Below are 18,924 nucleotides of genomic sequence, written 5' to 3'. Positions count from 1 at the left end.
GGGAGCGGGCGCCGCTCGCGAGCGGGCCCATCAGCCGATATCTGCCAGCAGGCGTTGTGCCCGGGCCTTGAGTTCGCCCGACGATTCGGCGATCACTTCCTCGATCAGGGTGCGCGCGCCTTCGCTGTCGCCGATGGCGTTGAACTCTTCCGCCAGCGCCAGCTTGGTCGCCAGCGGGTCGTCCGCCGCCGCTTCACCGTCAGCGGCCGGCGCGGCGGACTCGCTGGCGGGTGCGGCGTCGGCCAAGGTGTCCGCGTTCGGCAGGTCGAGGTCCAGCGACAGATCGCCCAGATCGAATTCGCGCGGCTCCTGCGGCGGTGTGTCGGCATCAGGCGCCGTGCCGGGCGCCTCGTCGAGCATGTTCAGATCGCTGGCCGAGAAGTCGAGCGGTTCGAGGTGCTCGTCTTCCGCTGCGGTGCCGGCCGCTGCATTGTCCTGTGGTTTGGGCGGCATCTCGAAGCCACTCAGATCCAGATCGGGCAGAGGCGGCGGGGCGGGCGGGGTTTCCGGATCGGCCGAGGCGCCGGCTGCCGCTGCAGCGGCCTGCGCAAAGGAGGAGGCTGGCGGCGGGGCAGTGGGCGCTTCCACTGCGGGCGGTGCTTCGCTCAGCGCGTCGCCGCTCAGGTCGAGGTCGATGTCCAGATCCTCGCCGGAGGTGTCTGCCGAGGTGGGAGTTGGGTCTGGGGCGGCGGGTGCTGGGGCGGGCGATCCCGCCTGAGCCAGCCCGGCAGCCGCCGCCGCGCCTGCAAGAGCGCTGGCGAAGGCGCCCGGTGCGACGGCCTCCGGTGCCGGGGGGGTGCTGGCCTCGGCCGCCGTGGAGCTGTCTGCCTCGTAGAGGCTATTGCCCGGGTCCAGGCTGCGGCCCTGATCTGCCACTCGGTTCCAGTCGGGGCCCTGCCCGTTCGTCAGGCGCAGCACGTCGCGCGCCACGCTCTCGAACGCCTTGCGGTCCTGGCGCTTGGAATAGATGTCGGCCAGCTTCGCGGGAATGGCGACGCGCTCGGGATGGTGGCGGGCTGCTTCCTTGAGGATTTCTTCGGCCTGCAGGTCGCGCCCGTAGGCCAGGTACACGTCGGCTTCGGCCACCGGGTCCACGTCGCCGCCGGCATCGAGCTGGCTGTGCGAATAGGCCAGCGAGGAATTGGTGCCCCCGCCGTTGGAGGTGTCCACACGCTCGCCACCGCTGGCGCCGAAAAACGAATCCGGAGGCACCCGGCTTTCCATGAAGGCGCTGTCGGCCGCCTGGGCACGGCGCCGCTTCGCGGCGCGCCAGCCCCCGTAGCCCAGCAGCGCCAGGATGATGGCCAGCGCCGCGCCGGGCACGAGGGGTTCTTCCAGCAGGGTTGAGAGAAAGCTGGGCTGCTGCACCGCATCGGCGGGGGGCGCTGCTGCCGCGGGGCTGCTGGCTGGCGCCGATGCAGGCGTCTGGGTTGCGGCGGCCGCGCTGGCCGGAGCCGACGCGGAATCCGCGGCCGCAGAGGCGGCAGCGGCTGCTGCGCTGGCGGCAGGCTGCGGCCCGGCGGTGGCCAGACCTGTCTGGGCCTTGGCATCGTCTTGCGGAGCCGAGGCCGATGCTGCGGGGGCAGCGGTAGCCGCACTGGCAGCGCTGGCTGCGGGAGAGGCTGCGCTCAGCTTGTTCAGGTCGGAGATGTTCTTGGAGAGCTCTGCCATGCGGGCCGATGCCTCATGGGCCTGCTTGTCCTTGGCGAGCTCCTCCTCGGCCCGGCTGGCCTGCACGCCACCCTTGGAGAGGGTGAGCTTGTCGGGCGCGGCCGTGGTGGTCTTGCGGTCTTCGACCTGCGTCTGCACCGAACCGCTGGCCGAACGATCGGCGGCGGCCACTTCGGCGCGGGGTGCTGCCGCGGCCAGACGGCGTCGGAATTCGTTGAAGTCACGGCTTTGCGCCGCGATGATCTGACGCGCTTCGGCGGGCGGGGTGGCCTGCGCCTGGGCCTCGTCGGGCAGCTGAAGCACGGCGCCGGCGCGTACGCGGTTCACGTTGCCGCGGATGAACGCATCGGGGTTGGCGCGCATCATGGCCACCAGCATCTGGTCGAGCGACACGCCTGCGGGACGGTTGGCACTGGCGATGCGGCCGGCCGTGTCGCCGGGGCGCACGACCACTTCGTCGGAGGGGGGGCTCGCAGCCTGGCGCGGTGCAGCGGAGGGCTGAGGGCGCGCCGCCGGGGCTGAAGCCGGGGTCGATGCGGTTGCTGTTTCGTTCCGCTGCGGTGCCGGGAGTGTCGCGGTGGGGCGTGCCGCCGGCGCTGCGCTGGCGGTGGGCGGGGGCGTGACTTGGGCCGCAGCCGTCACGGCCGGCGCCGGACGCCGCAGCGATGGTGGATCGAACAGCATCGTGTAGCTGCGCACGATGCGGCCTGCGTTCCACGAGGCGTCGATCACCAGATCGACGAAGGGGTCGTTGATGGGGCGGTCGCTGCTCAGGCGCAGCGCCATGCTGCCGTCGGAGCGCCGCTGAAGGGACACGTTCAGGCCGTTGAGCGTCGGCGAATATTCCAGGCCCTGAGCGCGGAAGACATCCGGCGTGGCCAGGGTGGCGCGCAGCGATTCGGCTTCGGCGGGCGTGATCTGTGGCAGGTCGATGTCGGCCCGCAGGGGTTCGCCCAATGCGGACTGAACGTTGACGCGGCCCAGCGTCAGAGCGGAGGCATCGGGGGCATGCAGGCCGGCAAAGCAGATAGCCGCAGCGGCCAGGGCGGGGAGTTTCCAACGATGCATGGGGGCTCTAGCGATGAGGTTGGCGCCCATGCCGGCAGGCAAGGGCTCGGCCGCGAGGCGCTAAGCGCCCTCACGGACACGTGAAAAGTGTGAAAAATACCATAGCATCAATGCCTCGCAGTGACAAGCCGCCACCCCGCGTGGCGGGGGCGACGGGCCGCAAGCGCTATCTCCGCCTGGCCTGCATCTGCGCTGGCGGTGCCCTGCGGCGCACGGTGCCGCGGCAGCAGGGCAGCAGCGGGGGTCAGGCGTCCAGCAGGATGCGCAGCATGCGGCGCAGCGGCTCGGCAGCGCCCCAGAGCAGCTGGTCGCCGATGGTGAAAGCGCCGATGTACTCGGGGCCCATCGCCAGTTCGCGGATGCGGCCGACCGGGATGGTCATGGTGCCGGTGACGGCCACGGGCGTGAGGTCCTTGAGCGTGGCTTCGCGCGTGTTGGGCACGACCTTCACCCACTCGTTGTCGGCGGCGATCATGGCTTCGATGTCGGCCACGGGCACGGCCTTCTTCAGCTTGAACGTCAGCGCCTGGCTGTGGCAGCGCATGGCGCCCACGCGCACGCAAAAGCCATCGACCGGCACGGCCTGCGAGCCGAAGCCTTCGCCCTGGCCGAGGATCTTGTTGGTTTCGGCCATGCCCTTCCATTCTTCCTTGGACATGCCGTTGCCCAGATCCTTGTCGATCCAGGGGATCAGGCTGCCGCCCAGGGGCACGCCGAAGTTGGCGGTTTCGCTGGCCGAGAGGCTGCGCTGCTTGGCGATGACCTTGCGGTCGATCTCCAGGATGGCGCTCTTGGGGTCGTCCAGCAGGGCGCGCACTTCGGCGTTCAGCGTGCCGTATTGCGTGAGCAACTCGCGCATGTGCTGCGCGCCGCCGCCGCTGGCGGCCTGGTAGGTCTGGGTGCTCATCCATTCGACCAGGCCCGCCTTGTAGAGCGCGCCCACGCCCATCAGCATGCAGCTGACGGTGCAGTTGCCGCCGATCCAGTTCTTGCCGCCGTTGGCCAGCGCGTCCTTGATGACGGGCATGTTGACCGGGTCGAGCACGATGACGGCGTCGCCGTTCATGCGCAGGGTGGAGGCAGCGTCGATCCAGTGGCCGTTCCAGCCGGCGGCGCGCAGCTTGGGGAAGACTTCGGTGGTGTAGTCGCCGCCCTGAGCGGTCAGGATGATGTCGCAGCGCTTGAGGGCCTCGATGTCGAAGGCGTCCTGCAGCGTGGTTTCGTTCTTCGCCTGTGCGGGGGCCTTGCCGCCGGCGTTGGACGTGGAGAAGAACATGGGCTCGATCAGCGCGAAGTCGCCCTCGGCCTGCATGCGATCCATGAGAACAGAGCCGACCATGCCGCGCCAGCCGACCAGACCTACCAACTTGCTCATTTTCAACACCCCTACTCAGTTACGAAGAAACAATGCCCGACCGGGGACTGTTCCTGCCCGGCTCGTCTGGGCCAGGAGGGGCGCACGACGATACCGGAGCTGGATCAGCCCTTAATGGTCGTGGTTTTGGTGGTGATTGCGCGCACGGCCACGCCAGCCAGGGCGGCGGTGGCGAAGTTCAGGGTGAACGAGCGGGCGGCAAACATGGGTGCGGATTATAGCGGGCGAGACCTGCGCCCCCGTCGCGTGCGCTGCTCCGTCGATGCGGGCGTCCGGGCGCGGAGCTGCTCAGAACACGGCCCAGCAAAAACGGCCCCGAAGGGCCGTTCCGTTGCGACATGCGCCGTGGCGCCACCGGCGGCGCAGCCTCAGGCGGCCAGCGCCTTCACCACGGCATCGCCCATTTGCGCGGTGCCGACCTTGGTCGTGCCTTCGCTCCAGATGTCGGGCGTGCGCAGGCCTTGCTGCAGCACCTTCTGCACGGCGGCTTCGATGCGCTGGGCGGCTGCTTCCTGATTCAGGCTGAAGCGCAGCATCATCGCGGCGCTGAGGATGGTGGCCAGCGGATTGGCCACGCCCTTGCCGGCGATGTCGGGCGCGCTGCCGTGGCTGGGCTCGTACAGGCCCTGATTCTTGCTGTTCAGGCTGGCCGAGGGCAGCATGCCGATGGAGCCCGTGAGCATGGAGGCTTCGTCAGACAGGATGTCGCCGAACATGTTGCCCGTCACCACCACGTCGAACGCTTTGGGCTTCTTCACCAGCTGCATGGCGGCGTTGTCCACGTACATGTGCTCCAGCTCCACGTCGGGGTATTCCTTGTGCACGTCGGTGACCACGTCCTTCCAGAACTGGAAGGTTTCCAGCACGTTGGCCTTGTCCACGCTGGTGACCTTCTTGCTGCGCTTGCGGGCGGCCTGGAAGGCGACATGGGCGATGCGCTCGATCTCCGGGCGGCTGTAGCGCATGGTGTCGAAGGCTTCCTCGGCACCGGGGAAGTGGCCGTCCACGGCCGTGCGGCGGCCGCGCGGCTGGCCGAAGTAGATGTCGCCCGTCAGCTCGCGGATGATGAGGATGTCCAGGCCTGCGATCAGCTCGGGCTTGAGGCTGGAGGCGCCCACCAGCTGCTCGTAGCAGATGGCGGGGCGGAAGTTGGCGAAGAGGCCCAGGTGCTTGCGCAGGCCCAGGATGGCCTGCTCGGGGCGCAGCGGGCGGTCGAGCTTGTCGTACTTCCAGTCGCCCACGGCGCCGAACAGGATGGCGTCGGACTGCTGGGCGAGCTTCAGGGTCGATTCGGGCAGCGGGTGGCCGTGGGCCTCGTAGGCGGCGCCGCCGACCAGGGCGGATTCCATCTCGAAGGGCAGGTCGAGCGCTTCGAGCACCTTGACGGCCTCCGCGACGATTTCGGTGCCAATGCCGTCGCCCGGCAGAACTGCGATTTTCATGTTTTGCTTCTCTTTCTATAGCTGGTTGCACCCGTCTGGCGGGCGCTCAGGGCCGTTTTGGCCTGTGGATGGCGGTGGTGTCAGCTCGCCATGGTGTGGGCCAGCCAGGGCTTGGTGGCCAGGCGCTCGGCCTCGAAGGCCTTGATCTTCTCGGACTGGCGCAGAGTGAGGCCGATGTCGTCGAAGCCGTTGAGCAGGCAGTACTTGCGGAAGGCGTTCACCTCGAAGGGGATCTCCTCGCCCTGCGGGCGCACGATGACCTGGCGCTCCAGGTCCACCGTCAGCTCGTAGCCGGGGAAGGCGTGCACTGCGTCGAACAGCTCGGAGACCGTGGCCTCGGGCAGCACGATGGGCAGCAGGCCGTTCTTGAAGCTGTTGTTGAAGAAGATGTCGGCGAAGCTCGGCGCGATGATGGCGCGAAAGCCATACTGGTCCAGCGCCCAGGGCGCGTGCTCGCGGCTGGAGCCGCAGCCGAAGTTCTTGCGCGCCAGCAGGATGGAGGCGCCCTCGTAGCGCGGCTGGTTCAGCACGAAGTCCGGGTTGGGCTTGCGGGCCGATTCCGGCACGCCGGGCTGGCCGGGCTGGTCCAGGTAGCGCCATTCGTCGAACAGGTTGGGGCCGAAGCCGGTCTTCTTGATCGACTTGAGGAACTGCTTGGGGATGATGGCGTCGGTGTCGACGTTCTCGCGGTCCATGGGGGCCACGAGGCCTTTGTGGAGGGTGAATTTCTGCATGGCGGGTGTCCGTTGCGGTTCGTTCGGATCGGATTACTTGGCGGCGCGCTCGATGGCGCTGCCGGCGCGCTGCACGTCCTGGCCCATGCCCTTGACGGTGTTGCAGCCGGCCAGCAGCGTGGCCAGGGCCAGCGCGAACAAGATGGTGAAGGTCTTCACGGCGGATTCCTGCGGATGGTGGCTGGCGTTCAGGCGAACTTGCGGATGTCCACGAAGTGCCCGTGCACGGCCGCCGCGGCGGCCATGGCGGGGCTGACCAGATGGGTGCGCCCGCCCGCGCCCTGGCGGCCTTCGAAGTTGCGGTTGCTGGTGGAGGCGCAGCGCTCGCCGGGCTCCAGGCGGTCGGCGTTCATGGCCAGGCACATGGAGCAGCCGGGCTCGCGCCATTCGAAGCCCGCGGCCTTGAAGACCAGGTCCAGGCCTTCGCGTTCGGCCTGTTCCTTCACGAGGCCCGAGCCGGGCACGACCATCGCGACCTTGATGTTCTTGGCGACCTTTTGGCCCAGCTTCTTCACCACGGCGGCGGCTTCGCGCATGTCTTCGATGCGGCTGTTGGTGCAGCTGCCGATGAAGACCTTGTCCACGAAGATGTCGGCCAGCGGCTTGCCGGGTTCCAGGGCCATGTAGGTCAGCGCGCGCTCGATGGCGCCGCGCTTGTTCGGATCCTTTTCCTTGTCGGGATCGGGCACGATGGCGTCCACGCCCAGCACCATCTCGGGCGAGGTGCCCCAGGTGACCTGCGGCACGATGTCGGCGCCGTTGAGCGTGACCACGGTGTCGAACTGCGCGTCGGCATCGGAGTGCAGCGTCTTCCAGTAGGCCACGGCCTGGTCCCATTCCACGCCGGTGGGCGAGAGCGGGCGGCCCTTGACGTAGTCGATGGTCTTGTCGTCCACCGCCACGAGGCCCGCGCGGGCGCCGGCCTCGATGGCCATGTTGCAGACCGTCATGCGGCCTTCCATGCTGAGCGCGCGGATAGCGGGGCCTGCGAATTCGATGGTGTAGCCCGTGCCGCCGGCCGTGCCGATCTTGCCGATGATGGCCAGCACGATGTCCTTGGCCGTCACGCCGGGCGCGACCTGGCCGTCCACGCGGATCAGCATGTTCCTGGCCTTCTTGGCCAGCAGGGTCTGGGTGGCCATCACGTGCTCGACCTCGCTGGTGCCGATGCCGTGCGCCAGCGCGCCGAAGGCGCCGTGCGTGCTGGTGTGGCTGTCGCCGCAGACCACGGTCATGCCGGGCAGGGTGGCGCCGTTCTCGGGGCCGATCACGTGGACGATGCCCTGGCGTTTGCTCATGAACGGGAAGAAGGCGGCGGCGCCCACTTCCGCGATGTTCTTGTCCAGCGTGGTGATCTGTTCCTTGCTGATCGGGTCTTCGATGCCGTCATAGCCCCGCTCCCAGCCGGTGGTGGGCGTGTTGTGGTCGGCCGTGGCGACGATGGAGCTCACGCGCCAGACCTTGCGGCCCGCCTGGCGGATGCCTTCGAACGCCTGGGGGCTGGTCACCTCGTGCACCAGATGGCGGTCGATGTAGAGGATGGCAGTGCCGTCCTCTTCGGTGTGGACGACGTGCTCGTCCCAGATCTTGTCGTACAGGGTGCGTCCCATGGCGGTCTCTTTTCTTGGCGTGGGGAAGGGGGGAGAAACGGAAAGGAAAGCGCGGGCCTACAGGCCGGTCGGGGCGGATTCTAGGAGCGCCTCGCCGGGGCCGTCAGCCGATTGCAGTGCGTGTTGTTGCTGCGCGGTCAGGTGCTCGGCCAGCAGCCGGGCGGTGACGGGCAGGGCGTCGAAATCGCGGGCCACCAGCTGCAGCTGGCGCTCGGCCCAGGGTTCATGAAGCGGCACGGACTGCAGCCGGCCCACGCCCTGCATCAGGGTGAAGGCCCGGTCGGGCAGCAGACCCACGCCCAGGCCGTTGTCGATCATGCGGCACATGGCGTCCAGCCCCGTGACCTGGATGCGCTGGCGCAGCGGGCGTGCGGCATGGGCGGCGGCCTGGCGCATCGCCAGGCTGATGCTGCTGCCGCCGTGCAGGCCGACGATGTCCCAGTCCAGCACCTCGCCGAAGGCCACGGCCTCGCGCGAGGCCAGCGGATGGCCGTGGGGCACGACCACCACCAGCCGGTCGCTGCGGTAGGGGCGCATCTGCAGGCCGTCGGCCGTACCGGCGGCGGCGCCCGTGTGGCACACGCCCAGGTCGGCCGCGCCCTCGCGCACGGCGTGCAGCACGGCGGGGCTCAGGTGCTCCTGCAGGTCGATCTTGATCTGGCCGTGCAGGCGCGAGAAGGCGCCCAGGTCCTCGGGCAGGAACTGCACGATGGCCGAGATGTTGGAGTGCATACGCACATGGCCGCGCACGCCGCCCGCGTATTCGCTGAGTTCGCCCTGCATGCGCTCCAGGCCGAAGAGCACCGTGCGGGCGTGGTGCAGCAGGCTCTCGCCGGCCGGCGTGAGCGTCACACCCCGGCTGTGGCGGTAGAGCAGGGCGGTATCGACGGCGGTTTCCAGGTCCGAGAGCCGTTTGCTCACGGCCGAGGCGGCGATGAATTCCCGCTCGGCCGCACGCCCGATGCTGCCCAGTTCGCAGACGGCCACGAACAGTTGCAGGGAGGTCAGATCGATGCGGCGCGCAAAACTGCGCTCGGAGCTTTTCATCGGGGTGCGGGGTATGGATTCTTCTCGTTCGGAGAAGAGGAAGGTATTTTCTATCAAGGAAATGCCGTCTGCCATCGTGGATCGAGATGTCGTCCATCGCGATGGGATGGAGATTGCGCGCTGGCCAGCGTTATGGAGCGGGGCGCCGCTTGCCTCGTTCTGCCACTCTTTAGGGTTCAAAAGAGCGTCTTGCCCTCGTGGAATATGCGCATGCAGCTATGAAAAGAATAGCGTTCAAGCCAGTTCGCGGCACGGGCAAAAAAAACCGCTCCGGGCCGGGGGCGCGGAGCGGTTTGTGCGGGGGAAGCGGGGGCGGGCCCGCTCAGGTGAACAGATTCTTCAGCCGGTCGGTCCAGCTCTCGCCGCTGGGTGAATGCTTGGCTCCACCCTTCTTCAGCGAATCTTCCAGCTCGCGCAGCAGCTTGCGCTGATGCTCGGTCAGCTTGACGGGCGTTTCGACCGCGATGTGGCAGTACAGGTCGCCCGGGTAGCTGGAGCGCACGCCCTTGATGCCCTTGCCGCGCAGGCGGAACTGCTTGCCGGCCTGGGTGCCTTCGGGAATGTCGATGGCCGCCTTGCCCTGCAGCGTGGGCACCTCGATCTCGCCGCCCAGCGCGGCGGTGATGAAGCTCACCGGCACCTGGCAGTGCAGGTCGTCGCCGTCGCGCTCGAAGATGTCGTGCTTCTTGATGCGGATCTCGATATACAGGTCGCCCGGCGGTCCGCCGTTGGTGCCCGGCTCGCCGTTGCCCGTGCTGCGGATGCGCATGCCGTCGTCGATGCCGGCGGGGATCTTCACTTCCAGCGTCTTCTGCTTCTTGACCCGGCCCTGGCCGTGGCAGGTGGTGCAGGGCTCGGGAATGATCTTGCCCGTGCCGCGGCAGTGCGGGCAGGTCTGCTGCACGCTGAAGAAGCCCTGGCGCATCTGCACCGTGCCCGTGCCCTGGCAGGTGCCGCAGGTCTTGGCGCTGGTGCCCGGCTTGGCGCCGCTGCCATGGCAGGTGTCGCACGACTCCCACGACGGGATGCGGATCTGCGCTTCCTTGCCCTTGGCGGCCTCTTCCAGCGTGATGTCCATCGCGTAGCTCAGGTCGCTGCCGCGATAGACCTGCCGGCCGCCCGCGCCGCGTCCGCCGCCGCGCTGCTGGCCGAACATGTCGCCGAAGATGTCGCCGAACGCCTCGGCGAAGCCGCCAAAGCCTTCCGCGCCGCCGCCCGGGCCGCGCATGTTCGGGTCCACGCCGGCATGGCCGTACTGGTCGTAGGCCGCGCGCTTTTGCGCGTCCGAGAGCATCTCGTAGGCCTCCTTGGCCTCCTTGAACTTCTCTTCGGCCGGCTTGGCGGCTTCACCCTGGTTGCGGTCAGGGTGGTGCTTCATCGCCAGCTTGCGATACGCCTTCTTGATCTCTTCGTCCGAGGCGTTCTTGGGAACGCCCAGCACTTCGTAATAGTCTCTCTTGGACATGTCTTTTCCAGCCTCGTTGGAACAGGAACGCCGCGCTGGCCCCCGTGGCGGGGCCTGGCGCGGCGGCTAGCGGATCACTGCGCTCGCGCGGAGGATCAGCCCTTCTTCACTTCCTTGACTTCGGCGTCCACCACGTTGTCGTCGTGGGCGGCGGCACCGGCGGACGATGCACCACCGGCCGAGGGGCCGCCGGCGGCTTCGGCACCACCGGCCGCAGCGGCTTGCGCGGCCTGGGCGTCGGCGTACATCTTCTCGCCCAGCTTCTGGCTGGCGGCCATCAGCGCGGTCGTCTTCTCGTCGATGGCGGCCTTGTCTTCACCCTTGAGGGCTTCTTCCAGGGCCTTCACGGCGGCTTCGATCTGTTCCTTCTCGCCGGCGTCCAGCTTGTCGCCGTGCTCGGACAGGCTCTTGGTCACGCTGTGGACGGCCGCCTCGCCCTGGTTGCGGGCCTGCACCAGCTCCAGCTTCTTCTTGTCGTCGGCCGCGTTCAGTTCGGCGTCCTTGACCATCTTCTGGATCTCTTCTTCCGACAGGCCCGAGTTCGCCTTGATGGTGATCTTGTTTTCCTTGCCGGTGCCCTTGTCCTTGGCGCCCACGTGCAGGATGCCGTTGGCGTCGATGTCGAAGCTCACCTCGATCTGCGGCACGCCGCGGCCTGCCGGCGGGATGCCCTCCAGGTTGAACTCGCCCAGCAGCTTGTTGGCGCTGGCGATCTCGCGCTCGCCCTGGAACACCTTGATGGTCACGGCCGGCTGGTTGTCGTCGGCGGTCGAGAAGGTCTGCGCGAACTTCGTCGGGATCGTGGTGTTCTTGCTGATCATCTTGGTCATCACGCCGCCCAGGGTCTCGATGCCCAGCGACAGCGGAGTCACGTCCAGCAGCAGCACGTCCTTGCGGTCGCCCGACAGCACCTGGCCCTGGATGGCGGCGCCCACGGCCACGGCTTCGTCAGGGTTCACGTCCTTGCGGGGTTCCTTGCCGAAGAATTCCTTGACCTTGTCCTGCACCTTGGGCATGCGGGTCATGCCGCCGACCAGGATCACGTCGTTGATGTCGGCGACGTTGATGCCGGCGTCCTTGATGGCCGTGCGGCAGGGGGCGATGGTGCGCTCGATCAGCTCGTCCACCAGGCTTTCCAGCTTGGCGCGGGTCAGCTTGATGTTCAGGTGCTTCGGGCCCGAGGCATCGGCCGTGATGTAGGGCAGGTTGATGTCGGTCGCGGAGGACGAGGACAGCTCGATCTTGGCCTTCTCGGCGGCTTCCTTCAGGCGCTGCAGGGCCAGCACGTCCTTGGACAGGTCCACGCCTTGCTCTTTCTTGAACTCGGCGATGATGAAGTCGATGATGCGCTGGTCGAAGTCTTCGCCGCCCAGGAAGGTGTCGCCGTTGGTGGACAGCACTTCGAACTGCTTTTCGCCATCGACGTCCGCGATCTCGATGATGGACACGTCGAACGTGCCGCCGCCCAGGTCATACACGGCGATCTTGCGGTCGGCCTTGTCCTGCTTGTCCAGGCCGAAGGCCAGGGCCGCAGCGGTGGGCTCGTTGATGATGCGCTTGACATCCAGGCCCGCGATGCGGCCGGCGTCCTTGGTGGCCTGGCGCTGGGCGTCGTTGAAGTAGGCCGGCACCGTGATCACGGCTTCGGTCACGGGCTCGCCCAGGTAGTCCTCGGCGGTCTTCTTCATCTTGCGCAGCACTTCGGCGGAAATCTGCGGGGGAGCCAGCTTGTTGCCGCGCACTTCCACCCAGGCGTCGCCGTTGTCGGCACGGGCGATGGAGTAGGGCATCAGGTCGATGTCCTTCTGGACTTCCTTTTCCTCGAACTTGCGGCCGATCAGGCGCTTGGCGGCGTAGATCGTGTTCTTGGGGTTGGTCACGGCCTGGCGCTTGGCCGAGGCGCCGACGAGGATCTCGCCGTCTTCCTGGTAGGCGATGATGGACGGGGTGGTGCGGGCACCTTCGCTGTTCTCGATCACGCGGGTCGTGTTGCCCTCCATGATCGCGACGCAGCTATTGGTGGTGCCCAGGTCGATGCCGATGATTTTTCCCATGTTGTTCTCCTCAGAATCTGAAAAAAGTGGATGACCGTAACTTGTGGATAACTTGTCGTGGTTCAAGCCGGCGCATCAGAAAAATTTAGGTGGTCCAGCCCGGCGTTGTGCCTGGCGGGCGGCCCGCTCATGCGGACCTTGGCGAGCCATGGAGCGTTTGGGCCTTATTTGGGCGCCGTCACCGTGACCAGGGCGGGGCGCAGCACGCGCTCGGCGATCACGTAGCCCTTTTGCAGCACCGAGACCACGGTGTTGGGCTCCTGTTCGGCCGGCACCACGCTGATGGCCTGATGCTTGTGCGGGTCGAACTTCTCGCCGGCGGCCGGGTTGATGGCCAGCACCTTGTTGCGTTCGAGCGCGGCGGTGAGCTGGCGCAGCGTGGCGTCGGAGCCTTCGCGCAGCTGCTCGGGCGTGGCGTCCTTGATGGCCAGGGCGGCTGCCAGGCTGTCGGCCACCGGCAGCAGGCTTTCGGCGAAGCTCTCGATGCCGAACTTGCGGGCCTTGGAGACTTCTTCCTCGGCGCGGCGGCGGGCGTTTTCTGCCTCGGCCTTGGCGCGCAGGAACTGGTCGGCCAGGTCGGCGCTCTTGGCCTTGAGCTCGGCCAGCTCGTTCTGCAGGCGGCTCAGTTCATCGGAGGCATGGGCCGCCATCGCGGCTTCGACTTCTTCGGGCGCGGGCTGCTGGGGCGCAGGGGCGTTGGCTGGATGGTTGTCGGACATGTCGGTCGATGGTTGGGGGAAGAAAAAGAAACGATATGCGCGGAGATCGGTGCGGGCCGGAGGATTTCAAGCGCTACTGCCACAATCCGGCTTCCGGCGTGTGCCCCGGGCGGCATGCCCGGCCCTCCAGTCAGCCTGCGAGTGTACAAGCTGGGAGGTGCGCGCTATAATCGCCGGCTTTGCCTTGCCACACTGCTTCAAGAGACGCAGCAGGTGGTGTCATCCAGAAGGAGTTTGCATGCGTCATTACGAAATCATCTTGTTGATCCACCCGGATCAAAGCGAACAGGTTCCAGCCATGCTGGAGCGCTACAAGGGCATGATCACTGCCGGCGGCGGCAAGGTCCACCGCGTGGAAGACTGGGGCCGCCGTCAACTGGCGTACCTGATCAACAAGCTGGCCAAGGCCCACTACCTGTGCGTGAACATCGAAGCCGACCAGGCCGTGATGGCTGAACTGGAGCACGCCTTCAAGTTCAACGACGCCGTGCTGCGCCACCTGACGGTTCAGAAGAAGAAGGCCGAAACCGGCGCTTCCTCCATGATGAAGACCGTCGAACGCGAAGAAGCGCGCAAGGCCAGCCAGGCTGAATTCGCAGCTGCCGAGCGCGAATCGCGCTGATCAGCAGCTTCAAGCCGGGACATGTGGAAAACCGCGTTGCGCTGACGGCCTGTATCGGCGAGGCGAAAGCCTTGCGCTACACGCCGGCCGGATTGCCTGCGCTGGACTTGCGGCTCGAGCACGAGTCGCAGCAGCAGGAAGCAGGTGCGCAGCGTGAGGTCCGTGCAGCCGTGAAGGCCGTGGCGTTCGGCGCCCTGGCGGAGCGGCTGGCTCGGCAGGCTCTGGGGAGCCGCTGGAAGTTTCAGGGTTTCCTCGCCACGCCGCGCAACGGCAAGGGTCTGGTCTTCCACATCCAGGATATTCAACAAGATTAATTTTCAAGGGGTCCGAAAATGGCCACGTTCAAGAAGTTCAACAAAGACAAGCGCCCGAAGCGCAACACCCAGTCCCTGCTGTTCAAGCGCAAGCGCTTCTGCCGCTTCACGGTCGCTGGTGTGGAAGAGATCGACTACAAGGATGTCGACACCCTGCGTGACTTCATCGCCGAAAACGGCAAGATCATCCCTGCGCGCCTGACCGGCACGCGCGCCATCTACCAGCGTCAGCTGAACACCGCCATCAAGCGCGCTCGCTTCCTGGCCCTGGTTCCGTACAGCGACCAGCACAAGATCTAAGGAGCCCGACCATGCAAATCATCCTGCTCGACAAGGTCGTGAACCTCGGTAACCTGGGCGAAATCGTCAAGGTCAAGGACGGCTACGCACGCAACTTCCTGATCCCGTCGGGCCGCGCCCGCCGCGCCACGGAAGCCAACAAGGCCGAGTTCGAAGCCAAGCGCGCCGAACTGGAAAAGGCTGCTGCCGCCAAGCTGGCTGAAGCCCAGGCGCAAGGCGAAAAGCTGGGCGGCACGACCGTCAAGCTGACGCAAAAGGCTGGCGTGGACGGCCGTCTGTTCGGTTCCGTCACCAACCACGACATTGCCGAAGAGCTGAACAAGCAAGGCTACTCTGTGCTCAAGGCTCAGATCCGCCTGCCCAACGGCCCGATCAAGACCGTCGGCGACAGCACGGTCAGCGTGGCGCTCCACACCGACGTGGTCGTGGAAGTCACCATCTCGGTGTACGGCGAAACCGCCTGACCATCCACTCACTCTGCATGAAAATGCAGAGCGCAGCGAAGGCCGCCCCTGGGCGGCTTTTGCGTTTTCTGGCGCCTGCTGAATCCACCGCCTGTCAACGGCTTGTCCACAGCATTGTCCCCAGCCGCTGCCTCTGGCGGCTGCCGTCCCTGACGTTCAAGGAGTTCCTCCCATGTCTGCCGTGATGCCCCCCCTGGACGACGATTTCACCTTGCCGCACCCGGTCGACAAGGAGGTGGCCAAGCTGCGCGTGCCGCCGCACTCCATCGAGGCGGAGTCCAGCGTGCTGGGCGGTCTGCTGCTGGACAACAACGCCTGGGACCGGGTGGGTGACCTCCTGGTGGACAGCGACTTCTACCGGCACGAGCACCAGCAGATCTACGCCGCCATCGGCAAGCTGATCAACGCCAGCAAGCCGGCCGACGTGATCACGGTCTTCGAGGAACTGCAGAGCCTGGGCAAAGCCGAGGAGGTGGGCGGGATCGCCTATCTCAACAGCCTGGCGCAGTACGTACCCAGCGCGAGCAATATCCGCCGCTACGCCGAAATCGTGCGCGAGCGGTCCATCCTGCGCAAGCTGGTCACGGCCAGCGACGAGATCTCGACCAACGCCTTCAACCCCATGGGCAAGACGGTCGAGAAGATCCTCGACGAAGCCGAGGCCAAGATTTTCGCCATCGGTGAAGAAGGCTCGCGCAGCAAGCAGGGCTTCCAGTCGCTGGACACCCTGGTGATCGACCTGCTGGACCAGGTCCAGGAGATGGCCGACAACCCGATGGACGTGACCGGCGTGCCCACGGGCTTCGCCGATCTGGACCGCATGACTTCGGGCCTGCAGGCCGGCGACATGATCGTGCTGGCCGCGCGTCCTTCCATGGGCAAGACCTCGTTCGCGGTGAACATCGCCGAGCACGTGGCGCTCAACGAAGGCCTGCCCGTGGCCATCTTCTCGATGGAAATGGGCGCGGCCCAGCTCGCGGTGCGTATCGTGGGCTCGATCGGCCGCGTGAACCAGGGCAATCTGCGGACCGGCAAGCTGACCGACGAGGAATGGCCGCGCCTGACCGAAGCCATTGAGCGCCTGCGCACCGTGTCGCTGCACATCGACGAGACGCCGGGTCTCTCTCCGGGCGAACTGCGGGCCAACGCTCGGCGGCTGGCGCGGCAGTGCGGCAAGCTCGGCCTCATCGTGGTGGACTACCTGCAGCTCATGAGCGGCTCGGGCTCGAACAGCTCCGACAACCGCGCCACCGAACTGGGCGAGATCTCGCGGGGCCTGAAGATGCTGGCCAAGGAGCTGCAGTGCCCGGTGATCGCGCTCTCGCAGCTCAACCGCTCGGTGGAGCAGCGCACCGACAAGCGGCCCATGATGTCCGACCTGCGCGAATCCGGCGCCATCGAGCAGGATGCGGACATCATCATGTTCATCTACCGCGACGACTACTACAACAAGGACTCCAAGGAGCCCAACGTGGCCGAGGTCATCATCGGCAAGCAGCGGAACGGCCCGACGGGCACGGTGAAGCTCTTCTTCCAGAAGAACCAGACGCGCTTCGAGAACCTGGCCGTGGGCTACGGCGGCGACGACTACTGACGCGGCCCGTCGCCTGCAGGCGTGGGCATGAAAAGAGCCCCTGGCGCTTGATGCACAAGCGCCAGGGGCTCTCTTTTTGATAGCGTTGCCGCGGCGGCGCTCAGCGGGTGAAGGCCCAGACCAGCAGCCCGGCCGTGGAGACGCACAGCACCCAGGCGGCCCACACCAGCCGCTGCTGGCGCTGGCGCAGCGCATCGACGGCGCGCACCAGCAGGGCGTTCTGCTCGGCCAGCGACTCGATCAGCTGGGCTGAGGCGCGCTGCTCGTCCTGCAGCTGCACCAGGGCGTCGCGCATCACCGCCAGCTGGTCGGCGGTGCTCATGGCGATCGCGCCGCCAGCCTCTCCGCCTGCGGCCTGCACGTCTTCGGCGGCACCCTTGCGGGTCGATCCCATGAGGCGGCGGGCTGCCTGCAGGATCTGAGGCGTCGCCTCGATCACGTCGCCCCAGGGGACGAGCTTGAGGGCCGTCATCCAACCGATGGCCATACTCAGAGCACCTCGCTGGCGAAATCGGCCAGGCGCGAGCGTTCGCCGCGCGCCAGCGTGATGTGGCCGCTGTGCGGCCAGCCCTTGAAGCGGTCCACCGCGTAGGTCAGTCCGGAGGAGCCTTCGGTCAGGTAGGGTGTGTCGATCTGCGCGAGGTTGCCCATGCAGATGATCTTGGTGCCGGGGCCTGCGCGCGTGATCAGCGTCTTCATCTGCTTGGGCGTCAGGTTCTGCGCCTCGTCGATGATGACGTACTTGTTCATGAACGTACGCCCGCGCATGAAGTTCATGCTCTTGATCTTGATGCGGCTGCGGATCAGCTCGTTGGTCGCGGCGCGGCCCCATTCGCCGGCGTTGCCGCCGTCGCCCTTGGCGAGGAATTCGAGGTTGTCATCCAGCGCCCCCATCCAGGGGCCCATCTTTTCCTCTTCAGTGCCCGGCAGGAAGCCGATGTCCTCGCCCACGCTCACCGTGGCCCGGGTCATGATGATCTCGGTGTAGCGGCGGTCGTCCAGCACCTGGGTGAGGCCGGCGGCCAGGGCCATCAGCGTCTTGCCGGTGCCGGCGGTGCCGGCCAGGGTCACGAAGTCCACTTCCGGGTCCATGAGCAGGTTCATGGCGAAGTTCTGCTCCCGGTTGCGGGTGTTCACGCCCCAGACCGCGTTCTTGGCCGAGCCGTAGTCCTTGAGGGTCTGCAGCACGGCGGTCTTGTCGCGGATCTCGGTGACGCGCGCGAACAGGCTGGGCTCGCCGGGCGCCTCGAAATACACGAACTGGTTGATCATGAGCTGCGGCACTACCGGACCGCCGATGCGGTAGTAGGTGTGCGCGCCTTGCTGCCAGCTCTCGACGTTCTTGCCGGTCTTGGTCCAGAAGTCCGCGGGCAGGGCCAGCACGCCTGAATAGAGCAGGTCGCCGTCTTCGAGCGTCTTGTCGTTCTGGTAGTCCTCGGCGTTCAGGCCCAGAGCACGCGCCTTGACGCGCATGTTGATGTCCTTGGACACCAGCACCACCTCGCGCGGCGCATAGCGCTGGCGCAGGGCCTCGACCACGCCAAGGATCTGGTTGTCGGCCTTGCCCTGCGGCAGGCTGGTGGGCAGCTGGTAGTCGAGCGGCTCGGTCTGGAAGTGCAGGCAGCCGCCGGCGGCGCGCTGGCCCGTGGAATCGAGCGCGATGCCCTTGCCGATGTCGGCGCCCTGCACGCCCACCAGGGCGTCCAGCGTGCGGCTGGCCTGGCGGCCGTTGCGGGCGACTTCGGTCATGCCCTTCTTGTGGCCGTCGAGCTCTTCCAGCACGATCATCGGCAGGAAGATGTCGTGCTCCTCGAAGCGGAACAGGCAGGTGGGATCGTGCAGCAGCACGTTGGTGTCCAGCACGAACATCTTCTTCGGGCCGGTGCTGCGTGCCTTGCGCGGGCGCTCGGCCACGGCGGGCTTGGGCGCTGCCGTGGCGGTGGTGCGCTGGGCGGCCACGGGTGCGCTCGCCGGGGTGATGGTTGCTGGTGCCTTGCGTGTGCGGCTCCGGGCCGCAGGCTGCGGTGCCGGCGCGGCTTCCACGGCGGGTGCCGCCGACACCGAGCTGGTTGCGGCCGCAGCTTCTGCGGCATTGCGGCGGCTGGTGGCCGCTGCCTTGCGGCTGCGCCGGGTGGAGGGCGCTGCAACGGCGGTCGAGGCTTCTTCGGATGTGCGGGCGGGCGTTACCGCGTCGGAAGACGCGGGGGCGTTCTGCAGGTACGCATCCGGGGACAGCAGCGCGGCGCGCTTGGCGGGGGCGGGGGGCAGGGGCATGGGGCGGTGGCCTCGCTTGGGGGAAGGGAAGGGTGTGGGACGGCGTGCGTCAGAAAGCAAAAAGCCGCCTGGAGACCCAGACGGCTTTGGAGGGGGAAGGGGGCGTTGCGTCACTCAGAGGCATTGACCCATTATGCATATTCCCGGTGAACGGCTCGGCAAGTCGCCGCT

The 18,924-nt window shown here is 67.1% G+C and carries 17 protein-coding genes; 5 read left to right on the top strand and 12 right to left on the bottom strand.

The features are described 5' to 3' along the window. Positions 1-30: 30 nt before the first annotated feature. The 10 genes from AC3A84_RS09850 to grpE all read right to left on the bottom strand — a co-directional run bounded on the left by AC3A84_RS09850 (position 31) and on the right by grpE (position 13,185). Positions 31-2,739: a motility hub landmark protein FimV gene (locus AC3A84_RS09850; protein ID WP_487969472.1), complete on the bottom strand. Its 2,709-nt coding sequence runs from the start codon at positions 2,737-2,739 to the stop codon at positions 31-33. A gap of 244 nt (positions 2,740-2,983) precedes the next feature. Beyond that, a complete protein-coding gene (gene asd / locus AC3A84_RS09845; RefSeq protein ID WP_487969471.1) occupies positions 2,984-4,114 on the bottom strand; it encodes an aspartate-semialdehyde dehydrogenase in 1,131 nt (376 codons plus the stop codon). 368 nt (positions 4,115-4,482) lie between these two features. Continuing rightward, complete coding sequence (leuB, locus tag AC3A84_RS09840) at positions 4,483-5,556, bottom strand: 3-isopropylmalate dehydrogenase (protein WP_487969470.1); 1,074 nt, start codon at positions 5,554-5,556, stop codon at positions 4,483-4,485. Between the two features lie 80 nt (positions 5,557-5,636). Continuing rightward, on the bottom strand, positions 5,637-6,290 hold the full coding sequence (gene leuD / locus AC3A84_RS09835; RefSeq protein WP_487969469.1) for a 3-isopropylmalate dehydratase small subunit: 654 nt from the start codon (positions 6,288-6,290) through the stop codon (positions 5,637-5,639). 33 nt (positions 6,291-6,323) lie between these two features. Next, entirely contained in the window at positions 6,324-6,449 is a 126-nt protein-coding gene (locus AC3A84_RS09830; protein WP_487969468.1) for an entericidin A/B family lipoprotein, read from the bottom strand. A gap of 29 nt (positions 6,450-6,478) precedes the next feature. Next, on the bottom strand, positions 6,479-7,900 hold the full coding sequence (gene leuC / locus AC3A84_RS09825; RefSeq protein WP_487969467.1) for a 3-isopropylmalate dehydratase large subunit: 1,422 nt from the start codon (positions 7,898-7,900) through the stop codon (positions 6,479-6,481). 57 nt (positions 7,901-7,957) lie between these two features. Then, positions 7,958-8,947: a LysR family transcriptional regulator gene (locus AC3A84_RS09820; protein WP_487969466.1), complete on the bottom strand. Its 990-nt coding sequence runs from the start codon at positions 8,945-8,947 to the stop codon at positions 7,958-7,960. Between the two features lie 322 nt (positions 8,948-9,269). Then, positions 9,270-10,412 (bottom strand): molecular chaperone DnaJ, encoded by a 1,143-nt coding sequence (gene dnaJ, locus AC3A84_RS09815; protein ID WP_487969465.1) that lies wholly within the window; start codon positions 10,410-10,412, stop codon positions 9,270-9,272. 95 nt (positions 10,413-10,507) lie between these two features. Continuing rightward, a complete protein-coding gene (gene dnaK, locus AC3A84_RS09810; protein WP_487969464.1) occupies positions 10,508-12,466 on the bottom strand; it encodes a molecular chaperone DnaK in 1,959 nt (652 codons plus the stop codon). A 164-nt stretch (positions 12,467-12,630) separates the two neighbouring features. Beyond that, positions 12,631-13,185, bottom strand: a complete 555-nt coding sequence (grpE, locus tag AC3A84_RS09805) for a nucleotide exchange factor GrpE (RefSeq protein ID WP_092939174.1) — start codon at positions 13,183-13,185, stop codon at positions 12,631-12,633. A 238-nt stretch (positions 13,186-13,423) separates the two neighbouring features. Here grpE and rpsF point away from each other — a divergent pair, with 238 nt between their 5' ends. The 5 genes from rpsF (at position 13,424) to dnaB (ending at position 16,479) form a co-directional block, all read left to right on the top strand. Continuing rightward, a complete protein-coding gene (rpsF, locus tag AC3A84_RS09800; protein ID WP_092939173.1) occupies positions 13,424-13,807 on the top strand; it encodes a 30S ribosomal protein S6 in 384 nt (127 codons plus the stop codon). Between the two features lie 23 nt (positions 13,808-13,830). Further along, on the top strand, positions 13,831-14,121 hold the full coding sequence (gene priB / locus AC3A84_RS09795; protein ID WP_092939172.1) for a primosomal replication protein N: 291 nt from the start codon (positions 13,831-13,833) through the stop codon (positions 14,119-14,121). A gap of 18 nt (positions 14,122-14,139) precedes the next feature. After that, positions 14,140-14,421 carry a 30S ribosomal protein S18 gene (gene rpsR / locus AC3A84_RS09790; protein ID WP_011794373.1) on the top strand — a complete coding sequence of 94 codons (282 nt, stop codon included), beginning with the start codon at positions 14,140-14,142 and terminating at the stop codon, positions 14,419-14,421. Between the two features lie 11 nt (positions 14,422-14,432). Continuing rightward, on the top strand, positions 14,433-14,885 hold the full coding sequence (gene rplI / locus AC3A84_RS09785) for a 50S ribosomal protein L9 (protein WP_487969463.1): 453 nt from the start codon (positions 14,433-14,435) through the stop codon (positions 14,883-14,885). A 172-nt stretch (positions 14,886-15,057) separates the two neighbouring features. Beyond that, on the top strand, positions 15,058-16,479 hold the full coding sequence (dnaB, locus tag AC3A84_RS09780; protein ID WP_288510632.1) for a replicative DNA helicase: 1,422 nt from the start codon (positions 15,058-15,060) through the stop codon (positions 16,477-16,479). A 100-nt stretch (positions 16,480-16,579) separates the two neighbouring features. Here the strand turns inward: dnaB and AC3A84_RS09775 are convergent, their stop codons facing one another. Next, positions 16,580-16,966: a hypothetical protein gene (locus AC3A84_RS09775; protein ID WP_487969462.1), complete on the bottom strand. Its 387-nt coding sequence runs from the start codon at positions 16,964-16,966 to the stop codon at positions 16,580-16,582. Positions 16,967-16,968: 2 nt separating this feature from the next. Further along, positions 16,969-18,753 (bottom strand): PhoH family protein, encoded by a 1,785-nt coding sequence (locus AC3A84_RS09770; protein WP_487969461.1) that lies wholly within the window; start codon positions 18,751-18,753, stop codon positions 16,969-16,971. Positions 18,754-18,924 lie beyond the last annotated feature (171 nt).

Source organism: Paracidovorax sp., assembly GCF_057642795.1.
This window is presented reverse-complemented; position numbering and strand designations above follow the sequence as displayed.

Coding starts and splice junctions, on each gene's coding strand:
- AC3A84_RS09850 (WP_487969472.1), bottom strand. CDS start 2,739: ATGCATCGTTGGAAACTCCCCGCCCTGGCCGCTGCGGCTATCTGCTTT.
- asd (WP_487969471.1), bottom strand. CDS start 4,114: ATGAGCAAGTTGGTAGGTCTGGTCGGCTGGCGCGGCATGGTCGGCTCT.
- leuB (WP_487969470.1), bottom strand. CDS start 5,556: ATGAAAATCGCAGTTCTGCCGGGCGACGGCATTGGCACCGAAATCGTC.
- leuD (WP_487969469.1), bottom strand. CDS start 6,290: ATGCAGAAATTCACCCTCCACAAAGGCCTCGTGGCCCCCATGGACCGC.
- leuC (WP_487969467.1), bottom strand. CDS start 7,900: ATGGGACGCACCCTGTACGACAAGATCTGGGACGAGCACGTCGTCCAC.
- AC3A84_RS09820 (WP_487969466.1), bottom strand. CDS start 8,947: ATGAAAAGCTCCGAGCGCAGTTTTGCGCGCCGCATCGATCTGACCTCC.
- dnaJ (WP_487969465.1), bottom strand. CDS start 10,412: ATGTCCAAGAGAGACTATTACGAAGTGCTGGGCGTTCCCAAGAACGCC.
- dnaK (WP_487969464.1), bottom strand. CDS start 12,466: ATGGGAAAAATCATCGGCATCGACCTGGGCACCACCAATAGCTGCGTC.
- grpE (WP_092939174.1), bottom strand. CDS start 13,185: ATGTCCGACAACCATCCAGCCAACGCCCCTGCGCCCCAGCAGCCCGCG.
- rpsF (WP_092939173.1), top strand. CDS start 13,424: ATGCGTCATTACGAAATCATCTTGTTGATCCACCCGGATCAAAGCGAA.
- rpsR (WP_011794373.1), top strand. CDS start 14,140: ATGGCCACGTTCAAGAAGTTCAACAAAGACAAGCGCCCGAAGCGCAAC.
- rplI (WP_487969463.1), top strand. CDS start 14,433: ATGCAAATCATCCTGCTCGACAAGGTCGTGAACCTCGGTAACCTGGGC.
- dnaB (WP_288510632.1), top strand. CDS start 15,058: ATGTCTGCCGTGATGCCCCCCCTGGACGACGATTTCACCTTGCCGCAC.
- AC3A84_RS09775 (WP_487969462.1), bottom strand. CDS start 16,966: ATGGCCATCGGTTGGATGACGGCCCTCAAGCTCGTCCCCTGGGGCGAC.
- AC3A84_RS09770 (WP_487969461.1), bottom strand. CDS start 18,753: ATGCCCCTGCCCCCCGCCCCCGCCAAGCGCGCCGCGCTGCTGTCCCCG.